At 58.0% G+C, this 19,328-nt stretch carries 21 protein-coding genes, 1 tRNA gene and 2 pseudogenes; 23 read left to right on the top strand and 1 reads right to left on the bottom strand.

Annotated features, from left to right (window positions below; all coding sequences use genetic code 11):
- Positions 1-63 precede the first annotated feature (63 nt).
- The 20 genes and pseudogenes from rpsH (at position 64) to D2E25_RS07150 (ending at position 13,999) form a co-directional block, all read left to right on the top strand.
- Positions 64-462, top strand: coding sequence for a 30S ribosomal protein S8 (gene rpsH / locus D2E25_RS07240; RefSeq protein ID WP_107042196.1), 399 nt, complete (start codon positions 64-66; stop codon positions 460-462).
- 17 nt (positions 463-479) lie between these two features.
- Complete coding sequence (rplF, locus tag D2E25_RS07235; protein WP_125981324.1) at positions 480-1,019, top strand: 50S ribosomal protein L6; 540 nt, start codon at positions 480-482, stop codon at positions 1,017-1,019.
- Between the two features lies 1 nt (position 1,020).
- Positions 1,021-1,392, top strand: a complete 372-nt coding sequence (gene rplR, locus D2E25_RS07230; protein WP_125981322.1) for a 50S ribosomal protein L18 — start codon at positions 1,021-1,023, stop codon at positions 1,390-1,392.
- Positions 1,389-2,123, top strand: coding sequence for a 30S ribosomal protein S5 (gene rpsE, locus D2E25_RS07225; RefSeq protein WP_125981320.1), 735 nt, complete (start codon positions 1,389-1,391; stop codon positions 2,121-2,123). Before rplR ends, rpsE begins: the two co-directional genes overlap by 4 nt.
- Positions 2,123-2,305, top strand: a complete 183-nt coding sequence (gene rpmD, locus D2E25_RS07220; RefSeq protein ID WP_125981318.1) for a 50S ribosomal protein L30 — start codon at positions 2,123-2,125, stop codon at positions 2,303-2,305. The genes rpsE and rpmD overlap by 1 nt, the downstream gene beginning before the upstream one ends.
- Before the next feature lie 2 nt (positions 2,306-2,307).
- Positions 2,308-2,760: a 50S ribosomal protein L15 gene (gene rplO / locus D2E25_RS07215; RefSeq protein ID WP_125981316.1), complete on the top strand. Its 453-nt coding sequence runs from the start codon at positions 2,308-2,310 to the stop codon at positions 2,758-2,760.
- A 257-nt stretch (positions 2,761-3,017) separates the two neighbouring features.
- Positions 3,018-4,355, top strand: a complete 1,338-nt coding sequence (secY, locus tag D2E25_RS07210) for a preprotein translocase subunit SecY (RefSeq protein WP_125981314.1) — start codon at positions 3,018-3,020, stop codon at positions 4,353-4,355.
- Between the two features lie 128 nt (positions 4,356-4,483).
- Complete coding sequence (locus D2E25_RS07205; protein WP_125981312.1) at positions 4,484-5,047, top strand: adenylate kinase; 564 nt, start codon at positions 4,484-4,486, stop codon at positions 5,045-5,047.
- 175 nt (positions 5,048-5,222) lie between these two features.
- Complete coding sequence (gene infA / locus D2E25_RS07200; protein ID WP_003808114.1) at positions 5,223-5,441, top strand: translation initiation factor IF-1; 219 nt, start codon at positions 5,223-5,225, stop codon at positions 5,439-5,441.
- A gap of 22 nt (positions 5,442-5,463) precedes the next feature.
- Positions 5,464-5,577 carry a 50S ribosomal protein L36 gene (rpmJ, locus tag D2E25_RS07195; protein ID WP_003808136.1) on the top strand — a complete coding sequence of 38 codons (114 nt, stop codon included), beginning with the start codon at positions 5,464-5,466 and terminating at the stop codon, positions 5,575-5,577.
- A 149-nt stretch (positions 5,578-5,726) separates the two neighbouring features.
- The gene (gene rpsM / locus D2E25_RS07190; protein ID WP_125981309.1) at positions 5,727-6,104 is read left to right on the top strand and encodes a 30S ribosomal protein S13; all 378 of its coding nucleotides are present in this window, start codon (positions 5,727-5,729) and stop codon (positions 6,102-6,104) included.
- A gap of 82 nt (positions 6,105-6,186) precedes the next feature.
- The gene (gene rpsK, locus D2E25_RS07185; RefSeq protein WP_033493949.1) at positions 6,187-6,588 is read left to right on the top strand and encodes a 30S ribosomal protein S11; all 402 of its coding nucleotides are present in this window, start codon (positions 6,187-6,189) and stop codon (positions 6,586-6,588) included.
- Positions 6,589-6,668: 80 nt separating this feature from the next.
- A complete protein-coding gene (locus D2E25_RS07180) occupies positions 6,669-7,664 on the top strand; it encodes a DNA-directed RNA polymerase subunit alpha (protein WP_125981307.1) in 996 nt (331 codons plus the stop codon).
- Between the two features lie 85 nt (positions 7,665-7,749).
- Complete coding sequence (rplQ, locus tag D2E25_RS07175; protein ID WP_125981305.1) at positions 7,750-8,253, top strand: 50S ribosomal protein L17; 504 nt, start codon at positions 7,750-7,752, stop codon at positions 8,251-8,253.
- A gap of 87 nt (positions 8,254-8,340) precedes the next feature.
- On the top strand, positions 8,341-9,273 hold the full coding sequence (locus D2E25_RS07170; protein WP_125981303.1) for a tRNA pseudouridine synthase A: 933 nt from the start codon (positions 8,341-8,343) through the stop codon (positions 9,271-9,273).
- Positions 9,274-9,425: 152 nt separating this feature from the next.
- Positions 9,426-11,618, top strand: coding sequence for a circularly permuted type 2 ATP-grasp protein (locus tag D2E25_RS07165; protein ID WP_125981300.1), 2,193 nt, complete (start codon positions 9,426-9,428; stop codon positions 11,616-11,618).
- A gap of 65 nt (positions 11,619-11,683) precedes the next feature.
- Complete coding sequence (locus D2E25_RS07160) at positions 11,684-12,484, top strand: transglutaminase family protein (protein ID WP_125981298.1); 801 nt, start codon at positions 11,684-11,686, stop codon at positions 12,482-12,484.
- A gap of 74 nt (positions 12,485-12,558) precedes the next feature.
- Positions 12,559-12,643, top strand: a tRNA-Ser gene (locus D2E25_RS07155).
- A 147-nt stretch (positions 12,644-12,790) separates the two neighbouring features.
- Positions 12,791-12,865 (top strand): annotated as a pseudogene (locus D2E25_RS10910) (zinc-ribbon domain-containing protein); the annotation flags it as partial.
- A gap of 87 nt (positions 12,866-12,952) precedes the next feature.
- Positions 12,953-13,999, top strand: coding sequence for a hypothetical protein (locus tag D2E25_RS07150; protein ID WP_241217086.1), 1,047 nt, complete (start codon positions 12,953-12,955; stop codon positions 13,997-13,999).
- On the opposite strand, the gene D2E25_RS07145 is transcribed toward D2E25_RS07150, so the two are convergent.
- Positions 13,994-15,016 (bottom strand): hypothetical protein, encoded by a 1,023-nt coding sequence (locus D2E25_RS07145; protein WP_241217085.1) that lies wholly within the window; start codon positions 15,014-15,016, stop codon positions 13,994-13,996. The two genes, D2E25_RS07150 and D2E25_RS07145, sit on opposite strands and share 6 nt — an antisense overlap.
- Before the next feature lie 77 nt (positions 15,017-15,093).
- Between D2E25_RS07145 and nusA the strand changes: the two genes are divergently transcribed.
- The 3 genes and pseudogenes from nusA to infB all read left to right on the top strand — a co-directional run bounded on the left by nusA (position 15,094) and on the right by infB (position 19,278).
- Entirely contained in the window at positions 15,094-16,122 is a 1,029-nt protein-coding gene (gene nusA, locus D2E25_RS07140) for a transcription termination factor NusA (RefSeq protein ID WP_125981293.1), read from the top strand.
- A gap of 276 nt (positions 16,123-16,398) precedes the next feature.
- Positions 16,399-16,491 (top strand): annotated as a pseudogene (locus D2E25_RS10905) (translation initiation factor IF-2 N-terminal domain-containing protein); the annotation flags it as partial.
- A complete protein-coding gene (gene infB, locus D2E25_RS07135; protein WP_420897339.1) occupies positions 16,477-19,278 on the top strand; it encodes a translation initiation factor IF-2 in 2,802 nt (933 codons plus the stop codon). The pseudogene D2E25_RS10905 and the gene infB, both read left to right, overlap by 15 nt.
- The last annotated feature ends 50 nt before the right edge of the window (positions 19,279-19,328 follow it).

The raw sequence follows: 19,328 nt of genomic DNA, 5'->3' as shown, positions 1-19,328 counted from the left end.
CCGTTCTGCCTGTAATGGTGGGCGAGCGGCGGAAACCACGGCGAGAAAGGGCGTGAAGCCCACATGACAATGACAGATCCGATCGCAGACATGCTTACGCGTCTGCGTAATGCGAGCGCGGCTAAGCACGAGACCGTGGATATGCCGTACTCCAAGTTCAAGGCGAACATCGCTGAGATCCTCAAGCGCGAAGGCTACATCAAGGACTTCGCCGCTAAGGAGGCCAAGGTGGGCCAGACCCTCGAGGTCACCCTCAAGTACGGCCCCAACGGCGAGCGTTCTATCCAGGGCATCAAGCGCATTTCGAAGCCGGGCCTGCGTCGTTACGCAAAGTCCGACTCCCTGCCTATGCCGCTGGGTGGTCTCGGTATCGCTATCATCTCGACCAGCTCGGGATTGCTGACTCAGAAGGAATGCCTCGACCGGGGCATCGGCGGCGAAATCGTCGCTTACGTGTGGTGAGAAAGGAGAGCTAGATCATGGCATCGCATATTGGTAAGCTCCCCGTCACCATCCCGGCTGGCGTGGAAGTCACGATCGACGGTCAGAACTTCGCTGCTAAGGGCGCTAAGGGCTCTGACTCCTACGTGCTGCCTGAGGGCATCACTGCTGTCGTCGAAGGCAACGAGATCATCCTGACCCCGGCTGATGATCTGCGTCCGACTCGTGCTAAGCACGGTCTGAGCCGCTCCATCATCGCCTCCATGGTCAAGGGCGTGCACGATGGCTTCGAGAAGCACCTCCTCATCGTCGGTACCGGTTACCGCGCTGTGATGAAGGGCAAGGGCATCGAGTTCTCCCTCGGCTACTCCCACACGATCACCGTGAACCCGCCGGAAGGCATCACTTTCGAGCTGCCGAACGCCAACGAAGTGGTCGTGAAGGGCACTGACAAGCAGGTCGTTGGTCAGGTTGCTGCCAACATCCGCAAGCTGCGCGCTCCGGAACCCTACAAGGGCAAGGGCATCAAGTACGCGGACGAGCGCATCCTGCGCAAGGCTGGAAAGGCTGGTAAGTGATATGACCGTTACGATTCTTGGTAAGGGTAAGAAGGTCGCTCGCCTTCGTCGTCACGCTCGCCTTCGCAAGAAGATCCTCGGTACGCCGGAGCGTCCGCGTCTGGTGGTCACCCGTTCCAACCGTCACATGGTCGCCCAGATCGTCGACGACACCAAGGGTCACACCCTGGTGAGCGCTTCGACGCTGACCGCTGACTTTGCGGGCTTCGAAGGTACCAAGGTCGAGGCTGCTAAGAAGGTCGGCGAGCTCGTGGCTGCTAAGGCCAAGGCTGCTGGCATCGAGGCTGTTGTGTTCGATCGCGGTGGTAACAAGTACACCGGTCGCGTCGCGGCTGTTGCCGAAGGCGCCCGTGAGGGAGGTCTGGCACTGTGAGCGACAACGAAAACCAGAAGGAAACCCAAGTGGCTGAAGAGACTCAGAACACTGCGGCCCCCGAGAACAACAACGACGATCGTCGCGGCCGTCGTGGCCAGCGCGGCGAAGGCCGTCGCGGTGAGCGCCGCAACCGTCGTGAGGAGAACCGCGGCGACGAGCTGCTCGATCGCGTGGTGACCATCAACCGTGTGTCCAAGACCCACAAGGGTGGCCGTACCTTCAGCTTCGCCGCCCTCGTAGTGGTTGGCGACGGCAACGGCACCGTGGGCGTCGGCTATGGCAAGTCCCGCGAGGTCCCGGCAGCTATTGCCAAGGGCCAGCTGGATGCTAAGAAGCACATGTTCACTGTTCCGCGCGTTCGTGGCACCGTCACCCACCCGGTGATCGGTCACGATGCTGCTGGCACCGTGCTGCTGCGCCCGGCTGCTCCGGGTACCGGTGTAATCGCCGGTGGTCCGGTCCGCGCCGTCATGGAGTGCGCTGGCATCACCGACATCCTCACGAAGTCGATGGGTTCCGCCACTGCTGTGAACATGGTTCGCGCAACTGTGGCTGCCCTGAAGCAGCTTGAGGAGCCGGAAGAGATCGCCGCCCGCCGTGGCCTCGCTCTCAACGAGGTTGCTCCCGACGCGCTGCTGCGTGCTCGTGCTCTCGGCATCGCTGAGGCCAAGAAGGCTCGTGAAGAGGCTCAGGCCAAGGCTGCCGCCGAACAGAAGGATGGTGAGTGATGGCCAATCTGAAGATTACGCTGCACCACGGTTTGGTGAATCGTACTCCTGCCCAGCGCGCTACCGCTCAGACCCTCGGTCTGCGCAAGATCGGCCAGAGCGTCGTCCGTGAGGACAACAAGACCACGCGCGGCATGATTCTCGTGCTGCGTCACCTGGTCACTGTCGAGGAGGTCGACTGATTATGGCAGACAACGAAATCCTGCAGATGCACGATCTGAAGCCTGCCCCGGGCGCCAAGAAGGACCGCATTCGTGTGGGCCGTGGTGAAGGCTCCAAGGGTAAGACCTCTGGTCGTGGCGATAAGGGTACGAAGAAGCGTTACCAGGTTCGTCCGGGCTTTGAAGGTGGCCAGCTGCCGCTGTACATGCGCCTGCCGAAGCTGCGTGGCTTCAAGAACCCGTTCAAGAAGCAGTTCCAGGTCGTCAACGTGGCAGCTCTTGCTGAGCTGTACCCGAACGGTGGCGAAGTGACCGTCGAGGATCTGGTTGCCAAGGGCGCCGTCCGCGGTGGTTTCCCGGTCAAGGTGCTGGGCGACGGCGATATCGCTGTGGCTCTCACCGTGAAGGGTGCTAAGGCTTCTGCTTCCGCCAAGGCCAAGATTGAGGCCGCTGGTGGTTCTGTCTCCGAGGACTGAGTTCCTGGGGGATCGCGTTAAGACGCATGACTAGTTAGCTAGTTACAATATGGCCCTCCCCGCCGCGAGCGGGTGAGGGCCATATTCGTGTAAAGACCGGTATGACCGATTTGTCCCGATTATCGCCGCCGCGAAGGGGACATGCGGCGTTTTTTCCGGACGGAATAGCCCCGCGGGTATACCCCGTACGCTAGACTCGTCGGTTAGAGTCTGTTTTGTATCGGTGCGCCGGGAGCGCACAACGGAAAGGAATCCTTGTGAGGACGTTAATCCAGGCCTTTCGCACCAAGGAGTTGAGGAATAAGATCCTCTTCACTTTGGCCATGATCATTATTTACCGTATCGGCTCGTTCATTCCGACGCCGGGCGTCAACTATAAGACGGTGCATGATTGCGTCACGACGCTGAGCGGTAGCCAGGAAAACTTCATCGGCCTGGTCAATCTGTTCTCTGGTGGCGCTTTGCTCCAGCTGTCGATTTTCGCGCTGGGTGTTATGCCATACATCACCGCATCCATCGTCGTGCAGCTGCTGCGCGTGGTGATTCCGCGCTTCGAAGCACTGCACAAGGAAGGTCAGTCTGGCGAAGCTAAGCTGACTCAGTACACTCGTTACCTGACCATCGGCCTGGCTGTGCTGCAGTCCACCACGATTCTGGTCACTGCCCGCTCTGGCGCACTGTTCAGCTACCAGTGCTCTCAGGTCATTCCGGATGGTTCCGTGTGGAACCTGCTCGTCATGGTGCTCATCATGACCGGTGGTACCGGTCTGATCATGTGGATGGCCGAGCTCATCACCGATAAGGGCCTCGGCCAGGGTATGTCCATCCTTATCTTCATGTCCATCTGCTCCGGCTTCCTGCCGCAGCTGTGGGAGATCGGTTGGGGCACCAACGGCACCGATGGTGAGTGGTGGAAGTTCGGCATCGTGGTGTCCGTGCTGATCGTCATCCTCGTGCTGGTTGATTTCGTCGAGCTGTGCCAGCGTCGTCTGCCGGTGCAGTACACGCGCCGCATGATCGGCCGCAAGATGTACGGTGGCTCCTCCACCTACCTGCCGCTGAAGATCAACATGTCTGGCGTTATCCCGCCGATCTTCGCTTCCTCTATCCTCGCTATCCCGACCCTGATCGCACAGTTCGGCTCCACCGATCAGAGCTGGGTCAAGTGGATTAACTCCAACCTGGCAAACACCACCTCTGTGTGGTACATCGCGCTGTACGCGCTGATGATTGTGTTCTTCTGCTTCTTCTACACCTCGATTACCTTCAACCCGGACGAGACTGCAGACAACATGAAGCAGTACGGTGGCTTTATCCCCGGTATCCGCGCTGGTAACGCGACCAGCCGCTACCTGAGCTACGTGATGAACCGCCTGAACACTGTCGGCGCTGTGTACCTGCTCTTCGTGGCATTGATCCCGACCGTGCTGATCATGGCTCTGGGTCTGAACACTAAGCTGCCGTTCGGTGGCACGACCATCCTGATTATCGCTGGCGTCGGCCTCGATACGCTGCGCCAGGCTAAGGCTCAGACCGAGCAGTTCCAGTACGCGGGCTTCCTGCTGGAAGACGTGGACCACAAAGAAGGCAAGTAAAACGAATGGCTCCCCAGACCAGCGTATGCCGGTCGATACCTGTAGCGGTAGGGGAGCCGTTTCCATATGACCATAAGTTGCGGCTCCCTTGCGGGAGCCACAATGCGTATTGACGAAAGGACAAGCACATGCGACTGCTGATTATGGGCCCTCAGGGCGTCGGCAAGGGCACTCAGGCCGCGCTGCTCGCCGAGCACTACGGTATTCCGGCAATTTCCACCGGTGACATCTTCCGTTACAACATCAAGAACAAGACTGAGCTCGGTCTTGAAGCACTCAAGTACACCGACAAGGGTGAACTGGTGCCGGATGAGCTGACGAACAAGATCGTCAAGGACCGTCTGGCAATGGACGATGCCAAGAACGGCTGGATTCTCGATGGTTACCCGCGTAATGCTTCCCAGGTGGAAGCTCTTGACCAGATGCTCGCCGAGCTGGGCACCCCGCTCGACAAGGTAGTGGCTCTGGACGCTGACCACGATGTGCTCATGGAGCGCATTGCTAAGCGTGCACAGGAGCAGGGTCGTTCTGACGATACGCCGGAAGCGATTGCTAAGCGCCTGGCCACCTACGCGAAGGAAACCGCTCCGCTGCTGGACATCTACAAGGAGCGCGGCGAACTCGTTGCTATCGATGGTGTCGGTGATATCGACGCTATCCAGGCAAACATTGTTGCTGCACTCGACAAGTGATGCCAGCGATTACTGAATAGTCACGCAATCCATCGCTCAGCAATGAGCGATCGCAAAATCTCAACGGCCTGCGACATGCTTCGGCGTGTCGCAGGCCGTTATGCTATATTCTTGCAATTTGGTGTGTCTTCGGACATGCATAGGTAATACGTCCAAGGAGATGGAAACCAGGCTTATGGCAAAAGACGGTGTGATTGAAGTCGAAGGTCAGGTAGTGGAAGCGCTGCCTAACGCGATGTTCCGCGTTGAACTTGAGAACAAGCACATCGTGCTCGCCACGATCTCGGGAAAAATGCGTAAGAATTACATCCGCATTCTTCCGCAGGACCGTGTCGTGCTTGAGATGAGCCCGTACGATCTCAACCGCGGACGCATTACGTACCGTTACAAGTAAAAGGTACAAGTAAAGGAAAACCATGAAGGTCAGCCCTAGTGTGAAGAGGATCTGCGAGAACTGCCGCGTGATCCGTCGTCACGGCCGCGTCATGGTGATCTGCGTCAACCCGCGCCACAAGCAGCGTCAGGGCTGAGAGCAGATTCCAGCGGCACAATGAACAATAGGCGCTGAGTCACAGGGGTGATTCTCCCGAGAATTGCCTCTGAACCCCGGGTACGCAGGCCCGGGCCGGGAAACCGGACGACTCGGTGCACGACCTGCGTGTACAGATAAGGAATCGCAATGGCACGTCTTGCCGGAGTCGACATCCCCAATGAGAAGCGCATTGAGATCGCCCTCACCTACATCTTCGGTGTGGGCCGCACTCGTGCAAAGGAAACGCTTGCCGCGACCGGTATCAACCCGGATATCCGCGTCAAGGATCTGACGGATGAGCAGCTGATTACGCTGCGTGATTACCTCGAAGCTAACTACAAGATCGAGGGTGACCTGCGTCGTGAAGTCGACGCGGATATCCGCCGCAAGATCCAGATCAACTGCTACCAGGGCATGCGTCACCGTAAGGGTCTGCCTGTGCGCGGTCAGCGCACCAAGACCAACGCCCGCACCCGCAAGGGCCCGAAGCGCACGGTTGCCGGAAAGAAGAAGGCCACCAAGTAATAGGTGGCTAGTTCAGGCCACGGGATGATTCATCCCATCGTTTGAACCGATAAATAAATTCGTCACTAGGAAACGAGGATCAATGGCAGCTGCAAAGCAAGCCGCTCGTAAGCCTGTCCGTCGCCGCGACCGCAAGTCGATCCCGGTGGGTCAGGCTCACATCAAGTCAACGTTCAACAACACCATCATCTCCATCACGGATCCGTCCGGCGCAGTTGTGTCCTGGGCGTCCGGTGGCGACGTCGGGTTCAAGGGCTCCCGTAAGTCCACTCCGTACGCCGCTGGTATGGCAGCCGAGTCCGCAGCCCGCAAGGCTATGGAGCACGGTCTGAAGAAGGTCGACGTCTTCGTCAAGGGCCCGGGTTCCGGTCGTGAAACCGCTATCCGTTCCCTGCAGTCCGCCGGTCTTGAGGTCGGTTCCATCACCGACGTCACCCCGCAAGCGCACAACGGCGTTCGTCCCCCGAAGCGTCGTCGCGTCTGAGCACTACAAGCAATCATCCATCCAAAACCGCTTATGGACGGTGAGTGCACCACCGACCAGAAGCTGAAAGGATACACACAGTGCTTATCGCACAGCGTCCGACACTTACCGAGGAATCTCTTAATCCGCAGCGTTCCCGTTTCGTTATCGAGCCGCTTGAGCCCGGTTTCGGATATACGCTCGGCAATTCGCTGCGCCGCACTCTGCTCAGCTCCATTCCTGGAGCGGCAGTGACCTCCGTGCGTATCTCTGGCGCCCTGCACGAGTTCACTACTCTGCCCGGCGTGGAAGAGGACGTCACTGAGATTCTGCTGAACATCAAGGGCATCGTGCTCACCAGTGAGTACGACGAGCCGGTCGTCATGTATCTGCGCAAGAGCGGTAAGGGTGAGGCCACGGCAGGCGATATCACCCCTCCGGCTGGCGTCACTATCGCTAACCCGGATCAGCACATCGCCAACCTCGCGGATGACGGCGAGCTCGAGATTGAGTTCACTGTCGAGCGTGGCCGCGGTTACGTTCCCGCTCAGCTGAACAAGCAGGACACTGACGAGATCGGCCGTATTCCGGTTGATTCGATCTACTCCCCGGTGCTCAAGGTGAGCTACAAGGTTGAGGCTACCCGTGTGGAACAGCGCACGGACTTCGACAAGCTCATTCTGGACGTGGAGACCAAGCCCGCCATCTCCCCGCGTGATGCGGTGGCTTCCGCTGGTTCGACCCTCGTTGAGCTGTTCGGCCTGTGCCGTGAGCTCAATGTGCAGGCCGAAGGCGTTGAGGTCGGTCCCGCTCCGGTTGCGGAGGAGACCAACCCGGAGATGGCCGTTCCGATCGAGGATCTGAACCTCACGCAGCGCAGCTACAACTGCCTCAAGCGCGAGGGCATCCACACGATCGGCGAGCTGGTCGCTCATACCGAGCAGGATCTGCTGGATATTCGCAATTTCGGCATGAAGTCGATCGACGAGGTCAAGGAAAAGCTGCAGTCCCTGGGTCTGTCGCTGAAGAGCTCGCCGCTGGGCTTTGATACCAACAATCTGGAAGGTGGCACGTTCTTCTCGCCGGAAGACGAGTGACGTTCCCTCTTCTCATCATTGCTCCGCCGAATCCGGATGTTCGGGCTGCTGCCCACCTGAATTCGGCGGATCTTAAGGAGAAACTATGCCTACACCCAAGAAGGGCCCGCGCCTGGCTTCGAGCCCCGCGCACGAGCGTCTCATGCTCGCGAACATGGCTACCAGCCTGTTCCAGAACGGCCGCATCACCACCACGCTGCCGAAGGCCAAGCGTCTTCGTCCGCTGGCTGAGCGCCTGATCACCTTCGCCAAGCGCGGTGATCTGCACTCCCGTCGTCGCGTGATGCGCGTCATCCGCAACAAGTCCGTGGTCCACGCTCTGTTCACTCAGATCGCTGAGCAGATGGAACAGCGTGAAGGTGGCTACACCCGTATCGTGAAGATTGCTCCGCGTCGTGGCGATGCCACCCCGGCTGCGATCATCGAGCTGGTCACCGAGCCGGTGAGCCCGAAGCAGGCCGTCGTGAAGGAAGCTGAGGCTGCCACCAAGGTTGCTGAAGCTACTGAGGCTCCTGTGACCGAGGCTACCGAGGCTCCGGCTGAAGCTCCGGCAGAGACTGCTGAGGCTCCGGCTGAGAACGCCGAGTGAGTCACACGATAACGTGTCACTGACATAAAGGGCTGAGAATCCGATTGGGTTCTCAGCCCTTTTGCGTATTCGCTATCATGGTGACCCATGACTGAAAGCATGCGATTGCGAATCGACCTCGCCTATGATGGCGGCGACTTCTACGGGTGGGCAAAGCAGCCCACACTGCGTACTGTGCAGGGGGAGATCGAGGTCGCAATGCATCGCATTCTGCGCGTTCCTGCGGATGATTCACCAGAAGCACAGGCAGAACCACTACGACTCACAGTTGCCGGGCGCACTGATACTGGTGTGCATGCGAGCCACCAAGTGTGCCATGTTGATATTTCTGACCATGTGCTTGCCCGCGCTGTTGGGCATATGGATGTGCCGCCGACAGTCGCGCTTACTCGCCGACTGCAGCGCATTCTGCCCGATGATATTCGCATTCATTCCATTGCTCCAGCGCCATGCGGTTTTGACGCGCGATTTTCTGCATTAGAACGCACGTACGTGTATCGCATTGCTGATCGCGGCAGCGAAATCGATCCGCGATTGCGCGGTTTTGTATTGCATATTGATGATGATCTCGATATTGCCGCAATGAACGCTGCTGCTGCAATGACGATCGGTTTGCACGATTTTGGCTCGTTCGCAACCCCAAATCCAGGCGGCACCACCATCCGTGAAGTCAAAACCGCGTATTGGCGGCGCATACCTGTCCGCCCGCTCGTAGCCGATGGCGACACCATGGGGGAGCGGTATCGTACGCCGTCTGTTGAATCTGGCTTGTTGTGTTTCACTATTGTGGCCGACGCGTTCGCACGCAATATGGTTCGCTCGCTAGTTGGCGGCTGCGTACAAGTTGGATGTGGCAAACGCTCACTCGACTGGTTTGCCGGCAAAATGGCTACCCCCTTGCGTGAAGGTTCAACTGGGCCTATTGCGCCGCAAGGACTCACGCTCGAACATATTGCGTACCCTGCTGACGATCAGCTTGCTGCACGCGCTGAGGCAATCCGCGCCAAGCGCACGCTGTAGCACTCCCGTAACACAGTGGCCCCCATCCGGTAACCGTGCTGGTTTACCGTGAGCGTTATTCACGGCGGTTGCCGGTGCGCAAGCGTGCGCTTGTGCACGTGCGCTCGGCCCGCCGCCGCTACCACTGGGTGGATGGAGAAGGAGTGCGAGACATGGCTGCATCGGCGATTAATCTAGCGAGCGAACTCGTTAACCGTCGCGAGGCGATCAACCGCGAACTGAGCCGTAATGGTGTGCGGTTTGGCGTCTACAAGAACGGCGAATACCATGACCGTCTGTTCCCGTACGATCCGATTCCGCGCATTATCGAATCTGATGAATTCGATCAGCTCGAAGCTGGTTTAAAACAACGCGTGAACGCGCTCAACGCGTATCTGAAAGATATTTACTCCGAAAAGAAAATCATTCACGACGGCGTCGTGCCGGAAGAATACGTGTACACGTCAGCTGGCTACTTCCCGCAAGTGAACGGGGTGACTCCTCCCGGCGGTATTTTCGCGCATATTGCTGGCGAAGACTTGGTACAGGGCGAAGACGGACGCTGGTGGGTGCTTGAAGATAATCTGCGCATTCCTTCTGGCGCAAGCTACCCGCTGTTTGCTCGCGATATTGAGCGCCGTACGAATCCGAAACTGTTCCGCGAAGTACACGTGCGCGATAACCGCGATTATCCGCGACTGTTGCGCAAAGCAATGGATTTTGTATCCACCGAGGGCATTGCGGTAGTGTTAACGCCAGGTCGATACAATTCTGCGTTCTTTGAGCACGCGTATTTGGCTGAGAAAACTGGAGCCGCGCTAGCGTTCCCAGAAGATCTTGAAGTAGTCGATAATAAGCTGTTCTTTCTTGATTACGCTGGCAATCGTCATCGCGTGGGCGCAGTGTACCGCCGCTTGTCCGACGAGTATTTGGACCCGTTCGCGTTCAACCCGGATTCAGTTATTGGCGTGCCAGGATTGCTGTCCGCGTATCGTTCCGGCAATGTTGCGATTATTAACGCGCCTGGCAATGGTGCTGCGGATGATAAGGCGATCTACTACTTTGTGCCGCAGATGATCAAGTATTATCTGGGCGAAGAGCCGATTCTGCACAATGCACCCACCTACATGCCAATGTTTGAAGCCGATCGTAAGACTGTGCTCGACCGTATTGGCGAACTGGTGATTAAAGATGTGGCGGAAGCTGGCGGCTACGGTGTTGTGTTTGGTTCCTCGCTTGACCACGCGGCGCGTGAGGAACTCGCTGATCGTATTAAAGCTGAGCCTCGCCGGTTTATCGCGCAGGAAGTCATTCAATTCCGCGATATCGACGTAATCGACCCGCAAACTGGCGAATCAAGCCCGCGCAAGGCTGATTTGCGCGCGTTTGTGATCACTGGCCAGAACACGCACGTCTGGTATTCCGGTCTTACTCGTTACTCGTCGGTGCCGGGCCAGATGATCGTCAACTCGTCGCAGGGCGGTGGATTCAAGGACACGTGGGTGCTGGCTCCCGAGCGTGGCACTGAATCGCACGACCGCACGCAGCAGCGCAGTGAGTCGGTCGCCTCGGTGAGCTTGATTCCGCATTCGCGCAAGCACACGCTGTCGCTGGTCACTGCCTCGAAGGCAGATAACCTGTACTGGCTGGGTCGTTACACTGAGCGCGCATTCACCACGCTAGTCCAGTTCTTCCCGTTCTATGATCGCGTAATGGACACGGATGTGGACGCATTCCGTCCGTTTGCTCGCGCACTCGACTTGCCGGAAGATTTTGAGAACTTCGACGAGTTTATTCACGCGTTCCTATACGACAATACGAACCCTGATTCGGTGCGCAGTGCTATTACCTACGCGTTCAACAACGCGGTCGTACTGCGCCCTGAGCTCACGTCTCGCTTGCTGCAATACGTGGAGCTCGCCGTCACCAATATCACTGACGCTGCTGAACATTCTGCTGCCGCAGAAGATATTTATAACCAGCGCGATATCGCGGATAATATGCTCGCATTCTGGGGCGGTATCGAAAACTCGACGGTTGATGTGACGTTGAAAGCGTTTGTGTTCATCGGCAAGTACATTGAGCGAATTGACTTGTATACGCGCTTCCGCCTGCCTGAAGATGAGCTTGACGGCCCGCTCGCCAAGCTGGAAACGTATTCGCATGCGCTTGATGGCATGCCATTGCCGCAATGCTTTGTTTCTGGTATTAGTTGGCTGCTCGGCCAGCTGCCAGACCGCGGCTACCCGCAGCTAACGCAGCGTTTGCAAGTCTTCCTGAAAGACTTTAACGCTCGCGCGATCACTGGCGATGTGAAAGATACCGGCTCGTTGAGTTCAATGAACATGGACGCCAAAAGGCCGTGACGCTCGCTTGCGGTACAGTGGACAAAAGAGCAGTGTGATGTGTCCCACGTTGAGGAGTCTCGTTCATGAAAAAACTGGTGTTCGACTACGAGATGAAGCTGTCGTTCAGCTCGCCAGTCACCGATCACCGATTCCAGTTGCGTTGCGTGCCGGCTACCGGTCCGCGCCAGCAGGTTGTGGACGTGGAGGTTTCGATTGAGCCGGAAGTCGAATTAGAGACGACGATCGACTCGTTCGACTCCGTGGTGATGACTGGTTTTATTCCCGAGCCTCACACGGTGTTCAATTACACGGTGAAAGGCATTGCGTTCGTAGACAACGAGCACATTAAGTCCGAGATCTACAAGCCGCTGTACCGCTTCAATTCCGCGCTGACGATTCCTGGACCGTGCATTGAAGCGATGATCGAAACGTGCCGCGCTCGCCTTGGCAAGCTGCCTTCTGACGCGACACCGATTGACCGTGCGCGCGAAGTGATGGATGAAGTGTTTCATGCATTCGTCTACACGCCAGCTTCTACGACGATTCGTACAACTGCGGAGGAAGCGCTCGCACAGCGCAAGGGCGTATGCCAGGATTACGCACATGTGATGCTGTCAGTGTGCCGCCATGTGGGATTGACTGCGCGCTATATCGCGGGCCTGCTGGGCGGTGAAGGTGCGACGCACGCGTGGGTGGAAATCTACCATGATGGTCGCTGGATTGGCCTAGACCCAACGCATAATCGCATGGTTGACGACAATTACATCACGATCGCGCATGGGCGTGATTACCGCGACTGCATGCTCGACATTGGTATTTTCTCCGGCTATGACGTCAAGCAGTCACAGTGGGTGAATGCCTCGGTACACGAGCAGCAACTGTAGTATTGTGGCGACCCGCCGATTTGCAAAATCGCCGGGTCGCCTTATAATAAACAAGTTGCGTTTTTGCAGCATATGGATAAGTGTCCGAGCGGTCTAAGGAGCACGCCTCGAAAGCGTGTGAGGTTAACCCCTCCGCGAGTTCGAATCTCGCCTTATCCGCCCCTAAGGTTCCGAGTGGTTCGCTCGGAACCTTTTTTCGTTTCAGCCCGTCATGCAAGGGTTATGTAGCGGTGCTGTGAGCTGCGGTGCGGGGTGGGAATGGGTAGTGTTTGCGGCAAGATAAAGGGTGAGTGAGAAGGAGCTGGAATGGACGAACGATATTGCCAGTATTGCGGAAATAAACTGCCAGCAGAAGCCGCTTTCTGCGCGAACTGTGGAAAGCCAGTAGCACAGAATGCACAGCCGGGGACGTCTGCAAATGCACCTGCGGGCGCGCCAACAAATGGACAGCCGAATGCGCAGCCAAGTGTGCCAACAAATGGACAGCCGAGCGCGCAGCCGAATGCGCAGCCTAGCGGCAATCCGCCGATTATTGAACGTGCAGGCGACCCACTCGCCGCGCAGGCCGCTATGTATAACAATGCCAATAACGCGAACGCTCAAGGCCCGAATGCGCCAACTGCAAATAATAATCAGAACGGTACGAGTGTTTCCGGTGCGGTCAATGAAGTAGTCGGCCGCGTAGCTCCTGTGGTTAACGATGTCGTTGGCCATGTCACGCCCGTGGTGAAAGCTGCCGGACGGCAGGCTGCGAACGGTATGAAAAAACTGGATCCAAAAAGCCGAGTCGCGGTGATTATTATGGCGTGCGTGCTCGCCGTCATGCTGATTGGCGGTATTGCGCACATTCATGCATCTCACGCTCCAGCGAGCGACGTCACCGCATCATCGCAGTCAACGTCGTCACAGATGACGTCAACGCCTCAGCCTACCGAAACGCCGCAGCAGTCTGAGGCTTCCAAGTCAGAGAGCAGCGACTCAACGGATACGCAAGATCAGAGCTCAAGTTCCAGCGCTTCGCAGCCGTCCTACGATGATTTCGCTAGTTTGTGGCGTTCTGAGGTTCAAGGCGTGGATATGACCAAGCTAGCTGGAACGTACTGCCGCAATGATGGCACGTGCATCAAACTTGAAGCCAATCCGGGCTACGACCCAACCAGTGAGAACCCGGGCTCGCTATCGCTGGTGAAGGGCGATTCCAGCCCGCTGCCAGATGGCGATTCGAAGTCGGAACTCGGCTTTGCTTACCAGTCTGCGCAGGATATGCCCGACGTGAAGACGCCTATCAGCATGATTGCGGGCTGCCAAGGTTCTGCAGGCTGCGAGACTGAGCAGTTCCAGGTGTACTACCTGATGGCTGGCACTGGGCTGGACTTTTTCAGCCAGCAGTATTACTCAATCCCGGTTGATTCCGCGAATCTGCCTGATGCGAACCGCGATTATCTGGTGGTGGGGACTACTGACGGGCCGACAATTTCTGCTGATACGGTGTTCTACCGTAAGCGATCACTATGAGAACAAGGCGTGATCGAAAGCGGGGTAGCCGTAAGTAAATGCGAGGCTGATACGCGAGGCGACAAGATCGGATAGTGTGCGCAGTGTTTTCGATCGCTGCGTATTGGCTGCGGCTGTAGTCGCACCAAGCGAAGTATCAGTCGAAGATGCAGACGTATCAGCAGAGCTTGCTGCAGTATCTACAGAATCCGTGTGCGTACGATCAGCAGCATCCGAATCGGCAGTATTCTCGGACGTTTCCGCAGTCATAGCGCTCAACTCTTCACGCGCGCAGGTAATCTCAGCTACTGCCACGGTGCGAGCGGAAAGACCAGTCGCCGAATCGGTCATCGTATCAGGGTGCGCCAGTATGCCACGCACGTCATACACCTTGCTGCGCGGGTCTTTACTCGCTTTGGATAGCGAAAATAACAATTGCCCAGCGGTTTTATGATCATCAGAGAGCGCTAAACTCGCGCCATCAACTTTGCGCGCGGCGAGCACTTCGATAACAAATCCAGCGCGATCTTCAGCTACCGCCATACCGCCGAGCGCATCTGCATCCGCATGAAGAGCTGTTATACCTTCCAAAGAAGAGGCACGAGAAGCTGGCGTTATATCAAGTTTGTTGCCCAATATCGACGCTGTATATTCAGCCTGTGCGCTGCGGAGCGTCCCTTCAGCGAAACGGTGTGCACAGTATCCAGCCACATCAACCCACTGTTGTGTGGCTGATTGTGCTGCGAAAAAGCGCATCAGCATAGGTGCTCCAGAATCGGTCGCCATCACAGACGTGTTCGATTCAGCCGCATAATAAGCTGTTTCGCACGCGCTAGGCTGCTGTTCAGACTCTGCGCGACCATCAATGCGCGGCGCTGAACAAGCCGACAACATCAGGCATAATGCCCCCGTGAACGCTACGGTTTGCAATGCTTTATGCCATGTAGCGTGGCGGGTAGGGGAGGAGCTCGTGTACTGGCCGGAACCGGATGCGTGCTCCTGGGCGGTGCCGCGGTCGAACCAATAACGTGTCTGCATGAACATCTACACTAATAGACGACTGTGACCATATTTACGCGCCACCGCGGCTATAACTTCATAGGAGGTCTTGGAGTATGGAACTGGACCTGGCAGGAATGCATCAGCTTGCCGTAGAGCAAGGAATCGATCTCGGACAGTTGGATGCTGCGCTGGCTGAAGCGCTGCGTCTTGCATATCTCAAAACGCCTCACGCAGCCAAGCACGCTCGCGTTGAACTCGACTCCCGTGCCGGCACATTCACTGTTTGGGCACGCGATGAAATCCCAGGCGAACCCACTGAAGACAATCCACACCCAGCTCCAACGCTTGGTGAAGAATACGATGACACTCCACGCAACTTCGGCCGTTTGGCTGCAGCGACTGCGCGCCAGGTGATCACGCAGGTGTTCCGCAAGGCTGAAGATGACAAGATCTTCGGCGCATTCTCCGGCCAGAAGGGCAAGCTCATCACCGGTATTGTGCAGCAAGATGCGAGCGATCCGGCCAACGTGCACGTGGCTATCGGCGATGTGGAAGCTATTCTGCCTCGTCGCGAGCAGGTGCCTGGCGAGCGTTACCGCCACGGTGAGCGCCTGCGCGTGTACGTGGTGAACGTTGCTCGCGGTCTTAAGGGGCCGGAAATCGTGGTGTCCCGTTCGCACCCTGAGCTGGTTCGCCGCTTGTTTGAGCGCGAAGTGCCAGAACTGGTTTCTGGAGCAGTGTCGATTATGGCAATTGCTCGCGAAGCTGGCGCTCGTACGAAGATCGCAGTGCGTGCGAACACTGAGGGCGTGAACCCGAAGGGTGCTCTGATTGGCCCTGGTGGCGCTCGCGTGCGTGCGGTGATGGAGAACCTTGGACCGGAGAAGATCGATATCGTTGACTGGTCTGCTGACCCGGCAAAGTTCGTTGCGGCAGCGCTTTCTCCGGCGATTGCTACGGGTGTGCAGGTGATTAGCGAGAAGAACAAGACTGCTATCGCGTTCATTCACGATGATCAGCTGTCGCTGGCTATCGGCAAGGAAGGCCAGAACGCGCGTCTGGCTGCCAAGTTGACCGGCTGGAAGATCGGCATTGAATCCGCTGAAGCGCACGCCAAGAAGGTTGCGCAAGCCGGCGAGTAACAAGCAGTAATCACGACTGTATATCAACAGTTTTCAGAGACGGGGTTGAACCATTTTCCACTGGTTCAGCCCCGTTATTTTATGCGCGGCACGCCCGGAATTTATCATCCAATGCCTCGAGTATGCTGGACACGGCAAACCGAGCGTGGGTGCACTATGCCTCCATGTCACGGATAGAGACGAGGTAACACGATCATGGTTGCACGATGAAACGGGAAGAATCCGTCATCGGACACTGACCGCGCAGACATACGCGCGGTCCGGAATAGGAGTAATGTGGCGAAAAAACGCGTGTATGAACTAGCCAAGGATTTTGGCGTTGACAGCAAGACTGTTCTTGACAAGCTCAAGGACATGGGAGAATTTGTAAAGTCCGCCTCCTCGACAGTTGAAGCGCCAGTAGTGCGCAAACTGAAGTCGGCATTCCAGAACGACACCAAGGGTGCAGCAAAGCCTGCCCCCGCACCAGCCCCGGCTGCCCCGAAGGCACCCGTGGCAGCTAAGCCCGCAGTACCGGGCCCGCGCCCCGCAGCCCCGCGCCCGGGCGCATCTGCACATCAGACCTCTGCACATCAAGAAACCCCTGCGCCCCGCCCCGCCCCGAAGGCGCCCGCAGCGCAACAGCATGCCACGGAAGCAAAGCCTGGCCAGCAGGCTCGCCCGCAGCAGTTTAACAGCGATATTCCACGCCCGGCTCGCCCGGCAGCTCCCGGTCCGCGCCCGCACCAGCAGCGTCGTAACGGCAACGGTCGTCCGAATGCGGATAACCATGCGCCGCACAACGGCAACGGTCGTCCGGAACGTCAGGGTCAGCAGGGTGGCAACAACGCTAACGGCGCTCGCCCGCATACTCCGGGCCCGCGTCCGGGTAACAATCCGTTCAGCCGCAAGCAGGGCATGCACACCCCAACGCCGGGTGACATTCCGCGTCCGCACCCGATGGCTCGCCCGACCGTAGGCGGCGGCGAAGGTGGCGGCCGCGGCCGTGGCCCGCGTCCGGGTCAGGGCGGTGGCGCTGGTCGTGGCGGCTTCCGTCCGCGTCCGGGTCAGGGCGCTCAGGGCGCTAAGCCGGGTCAGTGGGGCCACAGCCGTCCGGGTCAGGGCGCTGGTAGCACTGGTCGTCCGGGTGGTAGCCGCTTCGGTGGTGGCGCCAGCCAGCAGGGCGGCGGTTACAATTCTGCGCCGAGCAACGGTCCGTCGCGTGGCGGCGGCCGCGGTCGCGGTGGCGCTGCAGGCGCATTCGGCCGTCAGGGCGGTAAGTCCTCGAAGGCACGTAAGAACCGTCTCGCAAAGCGTCAAGAATTTGAGGAGATGAAAGCACCTGTCATCGGCGGTGTGCGCATCCCGACTGGCAATGGTCAGACTGTTCGCCTGCGTCAGGGCGCTTCCTTGGCGGATTTGGCTGAGAAGATTAACGTCAACCCGGCATCGCTGGTGACTGTGCTCTTCCACCTTGGCGAAATGGCTACGGCTACCCAGTCGCTTGACGAGTCCACCTTCCAGATTCTTGGTGAGGAAATCGGCTGGAACATCCAGATCGTCTCCGCTGAAGAGGAAGACAAGGAGCTGCTGCAGCAGTTCGACATCGATCTTGACAGTGAAGAACTGCAGGAGGACGAGGATTTGAAGCCGCGTCCGCCGGTGGTTACCGTCATGGGCCACGTCGATCATGGTAAGACTAAGCTGCTTGACCGCATCCGTCAGACCAATGTTGTGGCGCGTGAGGCTGGTGGTATTACCCAGCGCATCGGTGCTTACCAGGTGACTGTTGACTTGGATGGCGAGAAGCGCAAGATCACGTTCCTTGATACCCCTGGTCACGAGGCGTTCACCGCTATGCGTGCCCGTGGTGCTGAGATCACCGATTTGGCGATCATCGTGGTGGCTGCAGATGATGGCGTGATGCCGCAGACCGTGGAAGCTATCAACCACGCGCAGGCTGCTCACGTGCCGATCGTCGTGGCAGTCAACAAGATCGATAAGCCGGGCGCAAACCCGGACAAGGTGCGCGGTCAGCTCACCGAATTCGGTCTCGTGCCGGAGGAGTACGGCGGCGACACCATGTTCGTGGACATCTCCGCGAAGCAGGGCACCAACGTTGACAAGCTGCTCGAAGCAGTACTGCTGACGGCCGACGCTGAGCTTGACCTGCGCGCGAACCCGGATATGGACGCTCGTGGTGCCACCATCGAAGCGCGACTCGATAAGGGTCGTGGTGCTGTGGCAACCGTGCTGGTTCAGCAGGGTACGCTGCACGTTGGCGACGCAATCGTGGCTGGCACTTCGTACGGCCGCGTGCGTGCAATGCTCGACGAGAATGGCAACCACATGAAGGAAGCCACGCCGTCTACGCCAGTGCAGGTACTGGGCTTGACCTCTGTGCCGACTGCAGGTGACTTGTTCCTGGTGGCTCCGGATGACCGTACTGCTCGTCAGATTGCTGAGAAGCGTCAGGCGACTGAGCGTGCAGCCCAGCTGGCTAAGCGCCGCAAGGTTGTCTCCCTCGAGTCCCTCAAGGAGCAGTTTGCCAAGTCCGAAGTGGATATGCTCAACATCGTTATCAAGGGCGATTCCTCTGGTTCTGTCGAAGCGCTTGAGGATTCCTTGATGAAGATCGAGGTGTCCGACGAGGTCGGTATCCAGGTCATTCACCGCGGCGTTGGTGCGATTACGCAGAACGATGTCAACCTCGCAACGGTTGATAAGGCTGTGATCATCGGCTTCAACGTGCGCCCGAACCGTCAGGTGCAGGATCTGGCCGATCGCGAAGGCGTGGAAATCAAGTACTACTCGATCATCTACAAGGCGATCGAAGATATTGAGGCCGCGCTGAAGGGCATGCTCAAGCCGGAGTATGAAGAGGTTGTCACCTCTCACTCCGAGATCCGCGAGATCTTCCGCTCCTCCAAGTTCGGCAACATCGCCGGCGTTATGGTTCAGGACGGCGAGGTCAAGCGTGGTACGAAGTGCCGCATTCTGCGCAACGGCGTTGCCACGGTCAACGATCTCGAGATCTCCTCGCTGCGTCGTTTCAAGGACGATGTCAACTCGGTGGCGGAAGGCTACGAGGCTGGTATCAACCTCGGCTCCTTCAACGACATCCAGGAAGGCGACATCATCGAAACCTTCGAAATGCGTGAGGTTGAGCGCAAGTAATCTTGCCGCCTTACGTTAAATGTAACTTGGCCCCCTCGGCTTAAGGGGGC

The organism is Bifidobacterium goeldii, assembly GCF_003951095.1.
Lineage (GTDB): Bacteria > Actinomycetota > Actinomycetes > Actinomycetales > Bifidobacteriaceae > Bifidobacterium > Bifidobacterium goeldii.
The sequence above is the reverse complement of the archived record's forward strand: the minus strand, read 5'-3'. Positions and strand labels throughout refer to the sequence as shown.